General features: G+C 32.7%; 18 protein-coding genes. 8 read left to right on the plus strand and 10 right to left on the minus strand.

Annotation, left to right across the window (positions count from 1 at the left end):
- Nucleotides 1–56: 56 nt before the first annotated feature.
- The 7 genes from K6T82_RS08775 (at nt 57) to K6T82_RS08805 (ending at nt 7262) form a co-directional block, all read left to right on the plus strand.
- Nucleotides 57–1055 (plus strand): glycosyltransferase family 2 protein, encoded by a 999-nt coding sequence (locus K6T82_RS08775; RefSeq protein WP_223705551.1) that lies wholly within the window; start codon nt 57–59, stop codon nt 1053–1055.
- A gap of 2 nt (nt 1056–1057) precedes the next feature.
- Nucleotides 1058–1654, plus strand: coding sequence for a dephospho-CoA kinase (coaE, locus tag K6T82_RS08780; protein WP_223705552.1), 597 nt, complete (start codon nt 1058–1060; stop codon nt 1652–1654).
- A gap of 59 nt (nt 1655–1713) precedes the next feature.
- Nucleotides 1714–3300, plus strand: a complete 1587-nt coding sequence (locus K6T82_RS08785) for a sensor histidine kinase (RefSeq protein WP_223705553.1) — start codon at nt 1714–1716, stop codon at nt 3298–3300.
- Between the two features lie 3 nt (nt 3301–3303).
- On the plus strand, nt 3304–4020 hold the full coding sequence (locus K6T82_RS08790; RefSeq protein ID WP_223705554.1) for a response regulator transcription factor: 717 nt from the start codon (nt 3304–3306) through the stop codon (nt 4018–4020).
- Between the two features lie 536 nt (nt 4021–4556).
- Nucleotides 4557–5948, plus strand: coding sequence for an RtcB family protein (locus K6T82_RS08795; protein ID WP_223705555.1), 1392 nt, complete (start codon nt 4557–4559; stop codon nt 5946–5948).
- A gap of 14 nt (nt 5949–5962) precedes the next feature.
- Complete coding sequence (gene prfH / locus K6T82_RS08800; protein ID WP_223705556.1) at nt 5963–6652, plus strand: peptide chain release factor H; 690 nt, start codon at nt 5963–5965, stop codon at nt 6650–6652.
- 76 nt (nt 6653–6728) lie between these two features.
- Nucleotides 6729–7262 carry a hypothetical protein gene (locus K6T82_RS08805; protein ID WP_223705557.1) on the plus strand — a complete coding sequence of 178 codons (534 nt, stop codon included), beginning with the start codon at nt 6729–6731 and terminating at the stop codon, nt 7260–7262.
- A gap of 209 nt (nt 7263–7471) precedes the next feature.
- On the opposite strand, the gene K6T82_RS08810 is transcribed toward K6T82_RS08805, so the two are convergent.
- From K6T82_RS08810 to K6T82_RS08845, 8 genes are all read right to left on the minus strand, one after another.
- Nucleotides 7472–8218, minus strand: coding sequence for an acyl-[acyl-carrier-protein] thioesterase (locus tag K6T82_RS08810; RefSeq protein ID WP_223705558.1), 747 nt, complete (start codon nt 8216–8218; stop codon nt 7472–7474).
- Between the two features lie 79 nt (nt 8219–8297).
- Nucleotides 8298–9218, minus strand: coding sequence for a tRNA (adenosine(37)-N6)-dimethylallyltransferase MiaA (gene miaA, locus K6T82_RS08815; RefSeq protein WP_223705559.1), 921 nt, complete (start codon nt 9216–9218; stop codon nt 8298–8300).
- A gap of 152 nt (nt 9219–9370) precedes the next feature.
- Nucleotides 9371–10210 (minus strand): ion transporter, encoded by an 840-nt coding sequence (locus K6T82_RS08820; protein WP_223705560.1) that lies wholly within the window; start codon nt 10208–10210, stop codon nt 9371–9373.
- Nucleotides 10211–10238: 28 nt separating this feature from the next.
- Entirely contained in the window at nt 10239–11600 is a 1362-nt protein-coding gene (locus K6T82_RS08825; RefSeq protein WP_223705561.1) for an exonuclease domain-containing protein, read from the minus strand.
- A 250-nt stretch (nt 11601–11850) separates the two neighbouring features.
- Nucleotides 11851–12051 carry a four helix bundle protein gene (locus K6T82_RS08830; protein ID WP_223705562.1) on the minus strand — a complete coding sequence of 67 codons (201 nt, stop codon included), beginning with the start codon at nt 12049–12051 and terminating at the stop codon, nt 11851–11853.
- 69 nt (nt 12052–12120) lie between these two features.
- On the minus strand, nt 12121–12774 hold the full coding sequence (locus K6T82_RS08835; protein WP_223705563.1) for a YggS family pyridoxal phosphate-dependent enzyme: 654 nt from the start codon (nt 12772–12774) through the stop codon (nt 12121–12123).
- 12 nt (nt 12775–12786) lie between these two features.
- Nucleotides 12787–13680: a 3-hydroxyacyl-CoA dehydrogenase family protein gene (locus K6T82_RS08840; protein ID WP_223705564.1), complete on the minus strand. Its 894-nt coding sequence runs from the start codon at nt 13678–13680 to the stop codon at nt 12787–12789.
- Nucleotides 13681–13767: 87 nt separating this feature from the next.
- Nucleotides 13768–14733: a Gfo/Idh/MocA family protein gene (locus K6T82_RS08845; protein ID WP_223705565.1), complete on the minus strand. Its 966-nt coding sequence runs from the start codon at nt 14731–14733 to the stop codon at nt 13768–13770.
- A 336-nt stretch (nt 14734–15069) separates the two neighbouring features.
- Between K6T82_RS08845 and K6T82_RS08850 the strand changes: the two genes are divergently transcribed.
- Complete coding sequence (locus K6T82_RS08850) at nt 15070–15711, plus strand: protein-L-isoaspartate(D-aspartate) O-methyltransferase (protein ID WP_223705566.1); 642 nt, start codon at nt 15070–15072, stop codon at nt 15709–15711.
- 28 nt (nt 15712–15739) lie between these two features.
- Here the strand turns inward: K6T82_RS08850 and K6T82_RS08855 are convergent, their stop codons facing one another.
- Both K6T82_RS08855 and K6T82_RS08860 read right to left on the minus strand, forming a co-directional pair.
- The gene (locus tag K6T82_RS08855) at nt 15740–16789 is read right to left on the minus strand and encodes a Fic family protein (protein ID WP_223705567.1); all 1050 of its coding nucleotides are present in this window, start codon (nt 16787–16789) and stop codon (nt 15740–15742) included.
- An 85-nt stretch (nt 16790–16874) separates the two neighbouring features.
- Entirely contained in the window at nt 16875–17513 is a 639-nt protein-coding gene (locus K6T82_RS08860) for a hypothetical protein (RefSeq protein ID WP_223705568.1), read from the minus strand.
- Nucleotides 17514–17534 lie beyond the last annotated feature (21 nt).

Genomic DNA, 17534 nt, shown 5'->3' on the forward strand with positions numbered 1-17534 from the left:
TTTGTTAAAATTTTTAATTTAATAAAATATACCCTTTTAATACCGCGAAGTCTGCTATGATTTTTTCTTTAATTATACCCGTGTATAATCGTCCAGATGAAGTTGATGAGCTTTTGGAAAGTCTCTCAAAATCTGATTATAATGAAGCTTTTGAAATTGTTCTTGTTGAAGATGGATCTTCAATACCATGCAGAGATGTGGTGATGAATTATCAAGGGAAATTAAATATCTCCTATTATTTTAAAGAAAATTCTGGACCGGGTGATTCCAGAAATTTTGGTATGCAGAGAGCAAGAGGTGATTATTTTATCATTTTTGATTCAGATTGTATTATTCCGTCTCAATATTTGTCAGAAGTTCGCAAAGAATTGGATGAGAAATACGTGGATTGTTTCGGAGGCCCTGATAAAGCACTTGACAGCTTTTCGGATATTCAAAAAGCAATCAATTTTGCTATGACTTCATTTCTTACTACTGGAGGAATTAGAGGTGGCTCTGAGAAGATAAATAAGTTTCAGCCTCGTAGTTTCAATATGGGAATTTCCAGAAAAGCTTTTGAAGCATCAAGAGGTTTTGGTAATATACATCCGGGAGAAGATCCCGACTTATCTATCCGTTTATGGAACTTAGGTTTTGAAACAAGACTGTTTAAAGAAGCTTATGTGTATCATAAAAGGAGAATTGACTGGGAAAAATTCTCTATTCAGGTCAATAAATTTGGTATAGCAAGGCCGATTTTAAATAGTTGGTATCCAGAACATAATAAGCTTACTTTCTTCTTTCCAACACTATTTATATTAGGTTTATTATTAGCTTTTTTATTGTTAATTTTCAATATTGATATTTTATTACAATTATATTTCGTATATTTCGTTATAATTTTTCTTACAGCGAGTATTCAAAATAAAAGTATCAAAATTGGATATTTATCTGTAATAGCAGTTTGGAAACAATTCTATGGTTATGGTACAGGATTTTTAAAATCCTTTGTAAAAGTAATTTTATTAAAGAAAAAACCACAAGAGGCATTTCCACGTATGTTTTTTAAGTTGTAGTAATGACAAAAGTTATTGGTCTTACAGGAGGAATTGGTAGTGGTAAAACGACCATTGCCAACTATTTTAATGAAATGGGTGTTCCTGTTTACATAGCCGATGATGGTGCCAAAAGAGTAATGCAGTCAGATGAAATTCTTAAAGAAGTAAAGTATGTTTTTGGCAAGGACATTTTTGATGAAGAAGTTTTAAATAGAGCAAAATTAGCTCAGATAGTTTTTAATGATAAAGAACAATTAGCAAAATTAAATGCAATTGTACATCCCGGTGTAAAAAGAGATTTTGAATTGTGGATGAAGGATTATAAAAATTATGATTACGTAATTTATGAAGCTGCTATATTATTTGAAAGCGGGCGTTATAAAGAATGTGATGTAATTATAACAGTTACAGCTCCTGAAGAAGTTAGGATTGAAAGAGTTATTGAAAGGGATAAAACTACAAGAGAACAAGTTTTAAGCAGAATGAAAATGCAGTGGAATGACGAAAAACGAATTTCTATGAGCAATTTCGTGATTAATAACAATAATCTTAAAATTGCTAAGGAAGAAGTTGTTAAAATTCTTAAAATTTTAAATATAAAACAAAATCAGTCTTAAATGTTAATATTTGGTTAATGTATTATTTAGTATATTGTTAAAATATTAATTTTGTTTCGATGAATAAATTATTTTTTAGAATACTTGTTTTACTGATGAGCTTGTCCTTGATAGGGATCATTTTGGTGCAGGTATTTTGGTTTAATTCTTCGTTCAAGAACAATGAAGAACAATTTAAATACCACGTTACTCAAGTAATTGGAAATGTTGCAGATAAGCTGGAACAACAAGAAGAGTACAGTTTCTACGACAAATACAACCGTATTAAAGACAGTACGGGTAAAATTCCAAAAAAAGAAGATTTACTGGAAGTACTTTATGTACAAAGAAACCCAAAGACGAACAAAACAATTGTTTATTCGAGTACTCTAACATCTGAAGATTATGATATCAACGGATCTGTTTTTAATAAAAAGTTCAGCAGCGAGCGTTTTAAGAATTTCAGTTCAAAAAGAGTAACAGAGGTTTACAATAACAACAACGGTATTGATAATAACAATTTAGGTCAAAGTATAATTCCTGATCAAAGATTTGAAAAATCAGGAAGTTTAGATATTTTAAACAAAGTCCAACAGCAAATTCAATATAAAGATATAGCGTCTTTAACTCCAATTGAAGGAAGAATCACAAAAGACAAACTTTATAAATTATTAAAGAAAGAGCTTGAGGGATATGGCGTTAAAACCAAGTTTGAATTTGGAATCTATAGCAGTGGTGCACAGACAAAGATAAAATCGGACGGATTTCATTATGATAAAGATGCCACTTATAATATTCCGATTTATACAGATAATGAAGGAAATAGTAAATATGAATTATCAGTTACTTTTCCACACAAAAAGAAGTTCTTATTGTCTGAATTACTGAGTATTACTATTCTGTCGATAGTTTTTACGTTAATTATAATTGTAGCATACACAAGCGCTTTAAACCAGTTACTACGTCAGAAACATATTTCTGAAATCAAAACAGATTTTATTAATAATATGACGCATGAGTTTAAGACTCCAATTGCAACTATAAATTTAGCACTAGATGCTATTAGAAATCCTAGAATTATTGAAGATAAAGAGAAAGTTTATCGTTATCTTCAGATGATTAGAGATGAGAATAAAAGAATGCATGCTCAGGTTGAAAACGTTCTCAGAATTTCAAAATTGGAAAAGAGAGAATTGGATATTTCCAAAGAACCGACAATAGTTACAGATATTATTGACGATGCTATTGAACATGTAAACTTAATTTTGGAAGACAGACAAGGTAGTGTTGTAAAACATTATAATGCAGCGAGAACCACTTGCTTGGTAAATGAAGTTCATTTTACAAACGTTTTGGTAAATATTTTAGAAAATGCTATAAAATATTCTCCTGATATCCCGAAAATCGAAATCTTTACTGAAAACGTGAAAGATATGATTTTAATAAAAGTGAGAGATCATGGTTTGGGAATGAGTAAGATAGCTCAGAAACGAGTTTTTGAGAAATTCTACAGAGAACACACAGGTGACTTGCATAATGTAAAAGGTCACGGTTTAGGTTTGGCTTATGTGAAAAGAATAGTAGAAGACCATAACGGTCAAGTATATGTAGAAAGCGAAAAAGGAAAAGGTAGTACCTTTATAATAAAAATACCATTAATAAATTAAAATATGGAAAATACTAACAAAAGAATACTTTTAGTAGAAGATGACCTAAATTTTGGGGCGGTTCTTAAAGATTATCTAATGTTAAATGACTTTGAAGTTACTTTAGCTAAAAACGGTATGGAAGGTTTCGAAAAATTCAAGAAAGATGTATATGATCTATGTATTCTTGACGTAATGATGCCTTATAAAGATGGTTATACTTTAGCAAAAGAAATTAGAGAAAAGAACAGCGAAGTGCCAATTATATTCTTGACAGCAAAATCTATGAAAGAAGATGTATTAAAAGGATACAAAGCTGGTGCTGATGACTATTTAAATAAACCTTTTGATTCAGAAGTTCTTTTAATGAAGATTAAAGCAATCATTCAAAGAAAATCTGCAGATACAAAAGCAGAACAAGTACAGTTTGAATTTAATATTGGAAAATTCCATTTAAATTCAAAATTGAGATTCTTGACATACCAAGATGAAGAGCCAATTAAATTGTCTCCAAAGGAAAATGAATTGCTTAAAATGCTTATTCTTCATGAAAATGACTTAATGCCAAGAGAATTAGCTTTAACTAAAATCTGGAGAGATGACAACTATTTTACATCAAGAAGTATGGATGTTTATATAGCTAAATTGAGAAAATACCTAAAATCTGATGAGGATGTTGAAATTTTAAACATTCACGGAGAAGGTTTCAGACTAGTTGTAAAAAGCAAAGTTTCTGAATAATAATTCACTAAAAAAATATAAAGCTCTGATTTATCAGAGCTTTTTTTATGCCTAAAGTTTATTTTTTTTAACGTATTATTGTTTGGTTTAATTTGTTGATTTTTAAATATTTAAAACGTGATGTGTGCTGATCGTATTAATTTCCTTTTTTATTTTGAAGAATTTTCTTTAAAAATAATTTGGAAAATATAAAAAGTATTATGAATATTTGCACACGAAAAAAATAATAACCCTTTAAAACGAAGAAATAGTGTTTGTACTTACATCGACATCTCAGAGCTTTACACCAAACGGATTTGGTGAAGCAATTCTTCGTGGCTTATTTCAATCCTAGAAATATATTTTTAGATATATAAAAAAGCCCGAAGACAATAAGTTTCGGGCTTTTTTTTATTCTAGACTCTTCAAAATTTTCCCGAAAAAAGATTTAAAATTTATCCGAACGGATAAAAAATTCAGCGCACTAATGTTTCATTTTGAGATTTATGAAACTTGGAATTCATTAGTACGCCCAAAATAAAATAATTAAAAAATTTATGGGAAATAAATTATCCGGAAAAGACCTGATTAAATTAGGTTTTCCAAAGAACAATTCAATAAACATCGCCTTAGGGCAGATAAACAGATATAGAAAAAGAGAAAAAAAGGAATCTATTCTAACAGAAGCAAAAGATGTTCTGCTAAATCCTGAAAAATACGAAGGAAACGGAACTTGGGGAAAAGTTGCCGAAGGTTTAATTAAACCAGTTCAGGTACGAATGCATCAGCTGAAAGCAACAAGAGCGCCTTTTACCATTTTTGGTGAAAATGAAATCGATCAACAGGCAAAATTTCAATTATACGATTCGTTGAAATTGCCCATTTCGGTTGCAGGAGCTTTAATGCCAGACGCACATTCAGGTTATGGACTACCAATTGGTGGAGTATTAGCGACTGATAATGCTATTATTCCATACGGTGTTGGTGTTGATATTGGATGTAGAATGAGTCTTTCGATTTTTGATTTGCCAGCCTCTCATTTCAAAGGAAGAGAACACCAACTGGAAGCAATTTTAAAAGACAATACCAAATTTGGAATGTATGAAACGCATGCTTCAAGAGTAGATCATGAAGTTTTTCATAAAAGCGAATTTCAAGATATTCCGCTATTAAAGAATCTTTTGCCAAAAGCATACAAGCAATTGGGGAGTTCGGGTGGAGGAAATCATTTTGTAGAATTCGGAATTGCAAAAATTGATAATCCAGAAAACGAATGGAAATTGGAAAAAGGAGAATATTTTGCTGTTTTGTCACACAGTGGCTCTCGCGGATTGGGCGCTAACATTGCGAAACATTACACGTATTTGGCAACAAAACAATGTCCGTTACCGAAAAATGTGCAGCATTTAGCTTGGCTAGATTTGAATACGCATGACGGTCAAGAATATTGGTTAGCAATGAATTTAGCTGGAGAATATGCAAAAGCTTGTCATGATGATATTCATAGAAGAATAGCTAAAGCAATCGGGAAAAGAGTAGTGGTAACGATTGAAAATCACCACAATTTTGCTTGGAAAGAATTGGTAAACGGACAAGAATGCATTGTGCACAGAAAAGGAGCGACACCAGCAGGCGAAGGTCAGTTGGGAATTATTCCTGGCTCAATGACATCGCCCGGTTTTATTGTGAAAGGTAAAGGAAATTCTGAGAGTTTAAACTCAGCTTCGCATGGTGCGGGACGTTTGTTTTCGAGAGCGAAATGTAAAAGCAGTTTCACGCAAAGTCAGATTAATAAAGAATTGAAGAAACACGATTTGACTTTAATTGGCGGTAATATCGACGAAGCTCCAATGGCTTACAAAGACATTGAAAAAGTAATGGCAAACCAAACGGATCTAGTTGAAGTTTTAGGAACATTTACTCCTAAAATTGTTAGAATGGACCGCTAAGAAGAGATTTAAAAATGGAAAGAATAATTCAGATAACAGCGGGTCGCGGACCTGCAGAATGCACTTGGGTTGTTGCCCAAGTGCTTAAAAAAGTACTCGAAGAAGCGCAGGAACACCAACTGGAAACAGTTTTATTGCAAAGAGAAACAGGAACTGAAAACGGAACTGTAGAAACAGCTTCGATTGCTATAAAAGGAAAAAATGCAGACCAGTTTGTAAATTCCTGGATTGGAACGGTTCAATGGATTGGCCAGAGTCAATTTAGGAAAATGCACAAACGTAAAAACTGGTTTATTGGCATTTTTGAAATTGAACAGCAAAAAAACAGTTTATTTTCAGGAAATGATATTCAATATCAGGCAATGCGAAGCTCGGGAGCAGGAGGACAGCATGTAAATAAAGTGAGTTCTGCGATTAGGGCGACTCATATTCCAACAGGAATTGCGGTTGTAGCTATGGACAGCCGTTCGCAACATCAAAACAAAAAACTGGCAACAGAAAGATTAATTAAAAAACTAGAAGACGAGAAACTGCTGCAACTTAAAGATCATGTGGGAAAACAATGGGAAAATCAGCTGAATGTACAGCGTGGAAATCCGATTAGAGTTTTTACGGGGAGTGATTTTAAAAAGAATAAAGTGGAGAAAAGTTATAAAGGAACTCGTCAGAAACTAAAAAACGATTTACGAAATGAGCATAATTGAAAATTTGGTCGCAAAAAACAATAGTGATATGCGAATTATATGTGACCAAAAAAAACAATAAATATTGACACATAAAATGAAAACAATTGATAAATACCTTTTTCAGGCTTTGGATAATTATCCGTTTTGGCTTGAAGGAACAATAGAATCTTTGGATTATGCTTTTTCTTATGATTCAAAAAACACGATGGTTTTGTGTTTATATGGAAGAATTCAGGCAGAGCAATTAATGAATTACGAAGAGGCTAAATCCTATTTTCAGGAAGCTTTAGCGATTAATATTCACGCTCTTGAAGTATATCCGTATTATTTGCAAACTTTGATTTTGAACGAAGATTTCGAAGAAGCACAGAAATTAATAGATTTTGCTTTGAAGATTAAAGGAATTAATAAGTCTGAGCTTTATGTAAAGAAAGCGGTTCTTTTGGAAGTGCAGCACAAATTTAAAGAGGCTTTGAAAGAAATTAAACAGGCAAAATTATATTCTATTCAGCATGAATATGATTCTGGAATCAGCGAAGTTGAAAAACGAATTAAAAGTAAAATGGATTTGCTGAAAAAGAAGAAACCTAAAAAGGATAAGAAAAATTCCAAAAAGAAATCGAAATGATTTTAATTAAGCTAAAAACGATGCAGTTCTATAGGAATTGCATCGTTTTTTTTATTTTCTGGTTGCCACGAATTTCACAAATTTTCACAAATTCTTTCTTGCTAAAGATTAAAAAGATTTTGGGGATTTTTATCACACAGAAACTCTAATAATAGCAATTTCAAAGTTTTAAAAATTAGTGGAAATTTGTGAAATTCGTGGCTAAAAAATTATTTCCAATGCAATTCTAAAGCGAAACAATTTTTATCACCTTTTGTAATACTAAAAGTTGTTGCAGAATGATCTTCATTATCATTTTCATGAATAACAACCTGATCATTTAGAGAAAGTTCTTTTAAGAAATTCATTTCAAAGCTTTTAACTTCTTGTTTTAGAATTCTTTTTGCGTCAACATGATCGAGGCACCATTCTAAATATTTTACATTATTTGCATGATTTACAATGTCTAAATCAGATAAATAAACGGTTTTTTCGAAAACTGATTCTTTTTCGGGATTGATGTTGATTCTGGAGAAGCCTTCAACAGTTGCTCTATTATCTGGAAAAAGTTCGAAATGTTCATATGGCAAAGCCAAAGGTTCTGGACGGCGTGCTTTGGTATTGAAAACGGCCCAATACGTTTCGCTTCCAACAATTTTTTTTCCATTTAAATACATTTCAAGCGCACGAACCGAACGTGAATTTTCTAGACTGTTAATCCATGTTTTTACCGTTACAACATCTTGCCATTTTGGTAAAGCGTTGATTTCGACACGCATGCGGCTTAAAACCCAAGCTTGATCAAATTCTTGCATGTCTGTAAAACTAATTCCGCCAACTTCTGAATGAGCTGCAGCTGTCAGTTGTAAAAGATTACATAAATCGGTGTATTTTAAGTAGCCGTTTGGCGTACACTGTGTAAAATTAATTTCCCAGTCTTTGCTTAAAACTGATGTGAAATTTGGTGATATTGGCATTTTCTAAATTTAGATTTTAGATTGTTGATTTTAGATTTTTTAGAGAAGAGAACAAAGAATATAGAACAAAGAGAAAAGATTATTTTACTTGCTCTTCAATATAGTTTATGATTTGTTTTCTATCTAACGCATAATCAAACCATTTGGTGTTTTCATTTCGTTTAAACCACGTTAATTGCCTTTTTGAAAATCTTCGTGTGTTCTTTTTAATTTCTTCAATTGCGAATGGCAACGTGAATTCTCCGTCAAAATAACTAAATAATTCTCTATAACCGACCGTTTGTAAAGCATTTAACTCTTTGTTAGGATAAAGCGTTTCTGCTTCTTTTAGCAAACCTTCATTCATCATGATGTCGACACGCAGATTGATTCTGTTATAGATTATTTCTCTATCTGCATCTAAACCAATTACAATAGGAGTGAAGTTTCGATTGTTTTTCTTCAAACTTAAAAATGAAGAATATGGTTTTTGTGATCCAATACAAACTTCTACAAAACGCATCATTCGCTGTGGATTTTGTAAAGTCTGCGGGTTTTCGATTGTTATCTTCTGATAATAATCGGGATCTAGATTTTTTAGTTGCTCTTGCAGATATTCGATTCCGAGTTTTTCGTAATTTGAATTTACTTCTAAGCGAACTTCTGGATTGATTTCTGGAAATTCGTCAAAACCTTTTAAAACGGCATCAACATACAAACCTGATCCGCCAATAAGAATTGCAAAATCATTATTTTGATATAATTCTTCTAGTTTTGAAAGGGCTTCTTTTTCGTAATCGCCAACGGTATAATTTTCAAAAATCGATTTGTTTTGAATGAAATGATGTTTCGCTGCGTTTAATTCTTCCTGACTTGGAACAGCTGTTCCAATGGTCATTTCTTTAAAAAACTGACGGCTGTCGCAAGAGATAATTTCACATTTAAAATGTTGTGCCAAAGCAATACTTAAGGCTGTTTTGCCTATGGCTGTTGGTCCGACGATTGTTATTAGGTATTTCATATTTTTTAGCCCAGATGGAAATGGAAACCCCGGACTTATATTTGTTTGTTTTTTTGCAATAAAAGAGCGACCAGCGGAAGCTCCTTTTATGACTTTAAAAAACAACAAAGATAAGGAGGAGTTGCAATGTACAGCTGGATTAGCTTCAAAAATTAATTATTTGGTAGTGTTTTTCCGCATTGATAACAATATTTTGCATTATCAAAGTGTAGTTGTGCTTTGCATTGCGAACAGGTTCTTTTTCCGCTTACCGAAGAATTTCTAAGACTTGCTTTGGCAAATTCTGCCGTTACTATTCCGGTTGGAACAGCGATTATTCCGTAACCCATAATCATGACAAGTGATGCGAGGAATTGTCCAAGCGGTGTAATTGGCGAAATATCACCATAACCAACCGTTGTTAATGTTACTACAGCCCAGTAAATGCTGACCGGAATGCTGGTGAAACCACTTTCTTTGCCCTCGACAACGTACATTAATGCTCCTATGATTACGGCACTGATAACAACAAAATAAATGAAAACGAGGATTTTTTCTTTACTTGCCTGCAGCGCTTCTTTGAGCTGATAGGATTGATGCGAAATTTGCGGAATATGCAGAATTTTGAATAATCTGAAAAAACGCAATACACGTACTATTGTCAAGACATTTGTTGCAGGAAAAAAGATGGACAGATACATTGGTAAAATAGCCATCAAATCTATGATTCCGTAAAAGCTAAAAACGTATTTTACAGGTTTTTGTATCGCAATTATTCTTAAAATATATTCTAAAGTAAAGAATGCTGTGATAATCCATTCGCAAACAAGAAGTTGGTGATGGTATTTATGATTAATGCCTTCTACAGTATCGAGCATTACCAAAAGTACGCTGAGTAATATAAGACCTAGGAGAACCAAGTCGAACATTCGGCCCAAAATGGTGTTTGTTCCGTAGAGAATGATCTTGATTTTCTCTCTAAAAATCTCGTATTTCGATTTATTTTTTCTCATATCGCGAAGATACGTAAAGTTTATCGTATTAAAAATGCATGATTTTTATTGACTTGCTTTTGCGAATATAGCTTTGAATAATGTTTTTTACATCACGATTGTGCTGCATCGGAATAAGAATATTTTTTAAAATATCTATATTGGTAATTTGATAATTTAAATCGTAATAAGCATAGCCTTTGTAAGTTCCGTTTTCGATTAAGATTGCGCTTCTTTCGTTTATGTTTCTTCCTCTGTCAATTAAAACCATACTCTTGTTTTCGAAACTGTTTTCCGAAATAAATTGCTGTACTCTTAAGTTGTAAACTTCGGGCGTAACTTCACCAATGCATGCGCCATCACACTCTTTGATTTTGTATTGAAAACATTCTTTTTTGGTTTGATATAAACCTGTCAATTTCTGACATAAATGATATTTTGCCGTGTATTTGAAAAGCATGTTTTTTCCTTCCTGTAAGGAAGTAAAAGAGGTAATTTCTTTTTTACGGCCGTCTGCTTTTTCGAGTTTTAAATTAATGTGACCGCTTGCATCTTTTTCTGCGTACAAAGCAAAAGGGAAAAAAGATTTTTTCTGTGAGCGATTGTATCGTGGTCGATTTACTTTTACTTCTTGGCTCTCTTTTAAAAGTGCAATTAATTCACTTCCGGTTTCGTCATAAGTTATAGTAAAGACTTCGGCCTGAATTCTTTTGCTTTTGGTTGTTATTCCTGTAAAATGCTGATTAATTCTTTTTTTGATATTTTGGCTTTTACCAATGTAAATCAAAGTTCCGCCTTCGTTATAGATATAATAAACTCCTGTTTTGGCAGGCATTTGATTTATGAGATCTAAAAATCGTGGAGAGATTCCTTTTTCTATTTCTAGTTTTATAAAATCTTTTACAATTGTTTTTTCAACATCTTTTTCCAAAAGCATTTTGAACAACTTGGTCGTTGCCATAGCGTCTCCGCTCGCACGATGTCTGTCTGCCATTGGAATTCCAAGTGAACGTACTAGTTTTCCAAGGCTATATGAAGGCTGTTCTGGAATTAGTTTTTTTGCTAATTCTACTGTGCAAAGGGTTTTGGCTTCAAAATCGTAGCCTAAACGACGGAATTCTGTACGAAGTATTCTGTAGTCAAAAGAAGCATTGTGAGCCACAATTACGCAATCTGAAGTGATTTCTATAATACGTTTGGCAACTTCATAGAATTTTGGTGCCGATTGCAACATAGCGTTATTGATTCCAGTCAGTTTTACTACAAAGGGCTGAATCGGAATTTCGGGATTAACGAGGCTGATGAATTGGTCAACTACTTCATGTCCGTCAAATTTGTAGATGGCGATTTCAGTAATTCCCTCTTCATTAAATTGTCCTCCAGTGGTTTCTATGTCAAGTATTGCGTACATGTTCAATGTCAATGTCAAAAAATCAATGGCAATTACAATATCAAAAATCAATATCAATTTTGAAAATTGTTATTGTAATTGCGATTGTCATTGATATTGAAAATTATTTTTTGTTTATTATCATTTTTGATGAAATAGCGATAAGCTGCTCGACTTCAATTAGAAGTTTATTTCTTTTGTCGTTATCTCCTTCTTTGATGTAATCTAAAATTTTTAAAGAATTTCTAGATTCTTTTAACTCTTTAACAACTTATGAAACTTTAAAAATAAAATCTTTATCTTTTATTGTTCCTTGTGCTTCTCCGAAATTTAATGAAGCGCTTCCTGAAGATCTTATTAATTGATTTTTATAGTATTCGTTTTCAAATATTTTTTCTAATTGTCTTGTAAAGAAAATACATTCTCCAGCGAATCGAACTAATCGATCTTCAAAATTGAATATTTTTTCCATTTAAAATTTGTGATTTTTGATTTCTTTACAATTGACATTGATTTTTGAAATTGTAATTGATATTGAAAATCACCTTCCTCCAAAAATGCTGCTTCCAATTCTCACTATTGTGCTTCCGCATTCTATAGCTAATTGATAATCTCCAGACATTCCCATCGAAATTGTTTTTAAATCAACAAACTGCAGTTTTTGGATAGAATCAAAAATAGATTTTAAATGTGTGAATTCTTTTTTTATTTGGTTCTGGTCTTCAGTGAAAGTGGCCATTCCCATCAAACCTAAGATACGAATATTTTTTAATTCTTTGAACTCAACAGAAGTTAAAAGTTCATTTAATTCCTTTTCGTCCAAACCAAATTTAGATTCTTCTTCTGCAATATAAATTTGAAGAAGACAATCTATAATTCTGTTATTTTTTAAAGCTTGTTTATTTATTTCTTGTAATAATTTCAAACTGTCAACACCGTGAATCAAAGTCACATACGGCGCCATAAATTTGACTTTATTCGACTGAACGTGACCAATCATATGCCATTGAATGTCTTTTGGCATTTGTTCCCATTTTTCAGTCATTTCCTGAATTTTGTTTTCTCCAAAAATACGTTGACCAGCTTCATAAGCCTGCATCAAGTCTGAAACAGGTTTAGTTTTTGAAACGGCAACTAGAGTTACATGTTCAGGTAAAGTTGCCTTGATTGTATTTAAATTCGATTGAATCGACATGATATTTCTTTTTTATGAGAGAATAAACTGCTTCGAGATTTTCTCTGCTTTTTTACTTTCGCTATAATCGTAAAAACCTTCACCAGATTTTACTCCCAATTTTCCAGCTCTAACCATATTTACTAAAAGTGGGCAAGGAGCATATTTTGGATTTTTGAATCCGTCGTACATTACATTAAGGATTGCAAGACAAACATCTAGACCAATAAAATCAGCCAATTGAAGAGGTCCCATCGGGTGGCCCATTCCTAATTTCATTACCGTGTCGATTTCATAAACTCCAGCCACTTTATTGTATAACGTTTCAATTGCTTCGTTTAGCATTGGCATTAAAATTCTGTTTGCCACAAAACCAGGATAATCGTTTACTTCAACAGGAACTTTACCTAATTTTTCAGATAAATTCATGATGATTTTGGTTACTTCATCACTTGTATTGTATCCGCGAATGATTTCAACCAATTTCATAATCGGCACCGGATTCATAAAGTGCATTCCGATAACGCGCTCAGGATGTGCTACAACAGCACCAATTTGTGTAATTGAAATAGAAGAAGTATTAGTTGCTAAAATCGTATTGTGAGAGCAATATTCATTTAATTGTTTGAAGATGTTCAGTTTTAATTCCACATTTTCAGTTGCAGCTTCAACTACTAAATCAACGCCTACAACACCATCTTTTATATCTGTATACGTAATGATATTAGTGATCGTTCTGGCAACATCTTCCTGCGTAATTGTTCCTTTAGATAACATTCTATCTAAATTGGCTGCAATAGTTGCCATTCCTTTATCTAATGATTTTTCAGAAACGTCGATTAATTTTACGGTAAATCCGCTTTGCGCGAAAGTATGCGCAATTCCGTTACCCATTGTTCCAGCTCCAATTACAGCTATTGTTTTCATATTTTGGTAGATATTTTTTTATGATTTAGCCACGAATTCACTAATTAATTCGTGAATTCGTGGCTAATTTATTTTTTTGAAATTTACTTATTTATTGAAACAATCAATAATTTGATATGCCACTCGCAATGCATCAGTTGCTTGCTCCAATGTTACAACAGGAGTTGTATCGTTGGTGATCGCATCAGCAAATGAATTTAACTCGTCCAAAATTGCATTGTTTTGTTCTACATCTGGATTCGTGAAATAGATTTGTTTCTTTACGCCTTCGGCATTTTGAAGAATCATATCAAAATCTCCAGGAACTTCTGGCGCGTCTTTCATACGAACCACTTCGCATTTTTTTTCTAAAAAGTCAACCGAAATGTAAGCGTCTTTTTGAAAGAAACGTGACTTACGCATATTTTTTAATGAAATTCTGCTTGCTGTTAAATTTGCTACGCATCCGTTTTCGAATTCGATTCTAGCGTTGGCAATATCTGGAGTATCGCTAATTACTGATACGCCACTAGCGTGAATGTCTTTTACTTTTGAGTTAACAACACTTAAAATAGCATCAATATCATGAATCATTAAATCTAAAACCACAGGAACATCTGTACCACGCGGATTAAATTCTGCCAAACGATGCGTTTCTATAAACATCGGATTTTCGATCATGTTTTTTGTAGCAATAAAAGCGGGATTAAAGCGCTCTACGTGACCAACTTGACCTTTCACATTGTATTCTTTGGCTAAAGCAATGATTTCTTCGGCTTCTTCTACCGTGTTGGCAATTGGTTTTTCTATAAAGATATGTTTTCCAGATTTGATCGCAACTTTTGCACATTTGTAGTGTGAAAGTGTTGGAGTGACAATATCAATCACGTCGACAGCGTGAATGAGTTTTGCAATTGTGCTGAAGTTTTTATAGCCAAACTCTTTTGAGATTCTTTCGGCATTTTCTTGATTTTCGTCGTAAAATCCAACTAATTCGTATTTGTCAGATTGTTGTAATAAGCGTAAATGTATTTTACCAAGATGACCAGCACCTAAAACTCCTACTTTTAACATGAGAATGTATTTTAAACAAAAATATAATTTATTTGTTTAACGTGAAAATGAATTTAGCGAATTATGGATTGTGATTTGTGAAATGTTTGTTGTTAGTTATGAGTTGTTGGTCGTTTTTTGCGTGTTGTTGGTCGTAAATTACATCTTTGTCTTCGATTGTAACCTTGAGCGAAGTCGAAAGGCGTATAATTAAAACATTAAAGCCTTCGACTTCGCTTAGCCTGACAATTTATCGCTTTTAACTTTCGACTTTTGACTTTACACTTTATTATTTAAAAATCAATATTTGAAATCCTCTTTTGTTTCTTATTTTTGCCAAAATAAAACCTACCCATTTTGAGAGACACTGCCAAACATCAAGGACTTCGCAATCAATTAGTAACTACTTTAGAGCAAAAAGGAATTACTGATAGAGCGGTTCTGGAAGCGATAAAAAAAATCCCGAGACACCTTTTTTTGAATTCAAGTTTTGAAGATTACGCATATCAGGACAAAGCATTTCCTATTGGAGCAGGACAGACTATTTCTCAGCCTTATACGGTTGCTTTTCAGTCGCAATTGCTTGAAGTTAAGAGAGATCATAAAGTTTTAGAAATAGGAACAGGCTCTGGTTATCAAACTGCAGTTTTGTTTATGCTTGGCGCTAAAGTATTTACTGTTGAAAGACAAAGTGAATTATTTAAGACAACTTCAAATTTATTTCCAAAGTTAAACATTCGTCCAAAACATGTTTCTTTTGGAGATGGTTATAAAGGATTGCCAAATTTTGCTCCGTTTGACAGTATTATAGTTACAGCTGGTGCTCCATTTATTCCGCAGCCTTTAATGGCTCAGTTGAAAATAGGAGGAAGGCTTGTTATTCCGCTAGGAGAAGATGTTCAGATTATGACATTATTAATCAGAAAGAATGAAACTCAATTTGAAAAACATGAGTTTGGAGAGTTTAGATTTGTTCCTTTATTAGAAGATAAAAATTAAAAGAAAAGCCCGTTTTATACGGGCTTTTTTATTGAGTTAGAATTGAAATGTATCTTTCTAAACTTTCTTTTTCTCTTTGTGCAATGAAAAGGAAAAAATCTTCTTTGTCTTTTTTAGTTTGGGCTATTTCTAAAGATTGATAGTATTGCATTCGATTTTCATAATCACCTTTAATATTGGCTATTGGATACCCTTTTTGCATCAATATTAAATTCATAATTAATCTTGACGTTCTGCCATTCCCATCAATAAAAGGATGAATTGTGACTAAACGTTCGTGCATTTCAGCAGCTAGAATGACGGTATGCAATTTGTTTTTGTTGATTTCATACCAAATAAAATACTCCTCCATTTCTTGTTGAAGCATTAAAGGTTGTGGAGGCATGTGCGAACTTCCTTGTATCATTACTTGAACTTTTCTGTAACGTCCTGCATCCTCTGGAATAATTCCTCGAAGAATTAAATTATGAATTGATAAAACATCCCGTTCGTTTAACGAATTGCTTTTGTTCATCAATTCTTTTATAAAACCAATTGCTTCTTGGTGGTTTATAGCTTCAAGATGTTCGCGCATACTTTTTCCGGAAATTGTCAAACCTTCATTAATAACCATGTCAGTTTCACGAAGCGTCAAGGTATTTCCTTCAATTCTATTACTTTCAAAAGTGTATTCTAATTCGAGTGCTTGTTTAATTTTAAAACTGTCAAACTGGCGATGCGAATCTAGTTTTTCTTTTAATGAATCAATTTCTTTTAGAATCTTTTCTAATGAAGTTGATAATTTAAGATTTGAAACTGTTTTGTTGTATTTGATTTCATCTTCGGCAACTTTTAAAGCCTTCAAAGCAAATTCATCATCACCAATTTCATAAAGGATTTTTTCTTTAAGCCAGCCGACCATTAAAGTTTCATAATCAATTTCTAAAAGCTGAGATAGTTTAGTTACTTGGTCTTTAGTTGGTTTTCTAGTACCAGATTCAAATTTGCTAATTAAAGCCTGATCAATACCAGCGAGCTGAGCCAATTCGCGAGTTTTTAAGCCTTTTTGTTCTCTAGCATTTTTTAAAAGTGATTTCATTTTATGAAAAATTTAGTCTTGACAAAATTAGTCAATTTCAAGGATAAAATAAAAGCAGCATTTTGAAATACTGCTTTTAGATTTTTTATTTTGGAGGAAGCGAACCGTCTTTTCTCATTTCTTTTACAACTGCTTGCATTATGGCGTCTACAGTTTGCCCTAAGTCTGTAACATATTGAGATTCTGTTGTTCCTGTCCAGATTAGTTTGTTTTGTTTTAATGAAAATACGTTGGTTTCTACCATATAAGATGTAGTTTCTTGGTAGTATCCTGGATCGTAGAAGTTTGGTGAGTACATTCCGTACCAATTTCCGAATCCGTAGCCATACATTCCCGAGTAAAGTCCATCAAAACCTCCATAATACATTCCTGTGTAAGTGCCGGGAACATAAGATGTTTCTTTTTCTTTACTAACTAAACGCATACTGATAACACCGTCAAAGTTTTCATCTTGCAAAATCTTTAATTTTTGTTCCTTTGTTAGGTTAGAAGACGCATTTAAGTATTGATACGAAGTCTTGAATATCGGATTGTTTGTCGCAATTCTGTTTTCGGTTATTCTTCTCGAAGCTTCATCTTTAACCAAAGCTACAACTAAAACTTTTTTAAAATGTTCCTGAGTAATCGTGACATCGGGATCTCTCCAGCTGTTTACAATTGAAGTGTTACTGCCACATCCTGAGAATAAAAGGATAGTAATCAGCAGAATTAGATGCTTTTTCATATTTTATGGTTATATTATTTG

It is taken from the genome of Flavobacterium potami (assembly GCF_020026915.1).
GTDB classification, from domain to species: domain Bacteria; phylum Bacteroidota; class Bacteroidia; order Flavobacteriales; family Flavobacteriaceae; genus Flavobacterium; species Flavobacterium potami.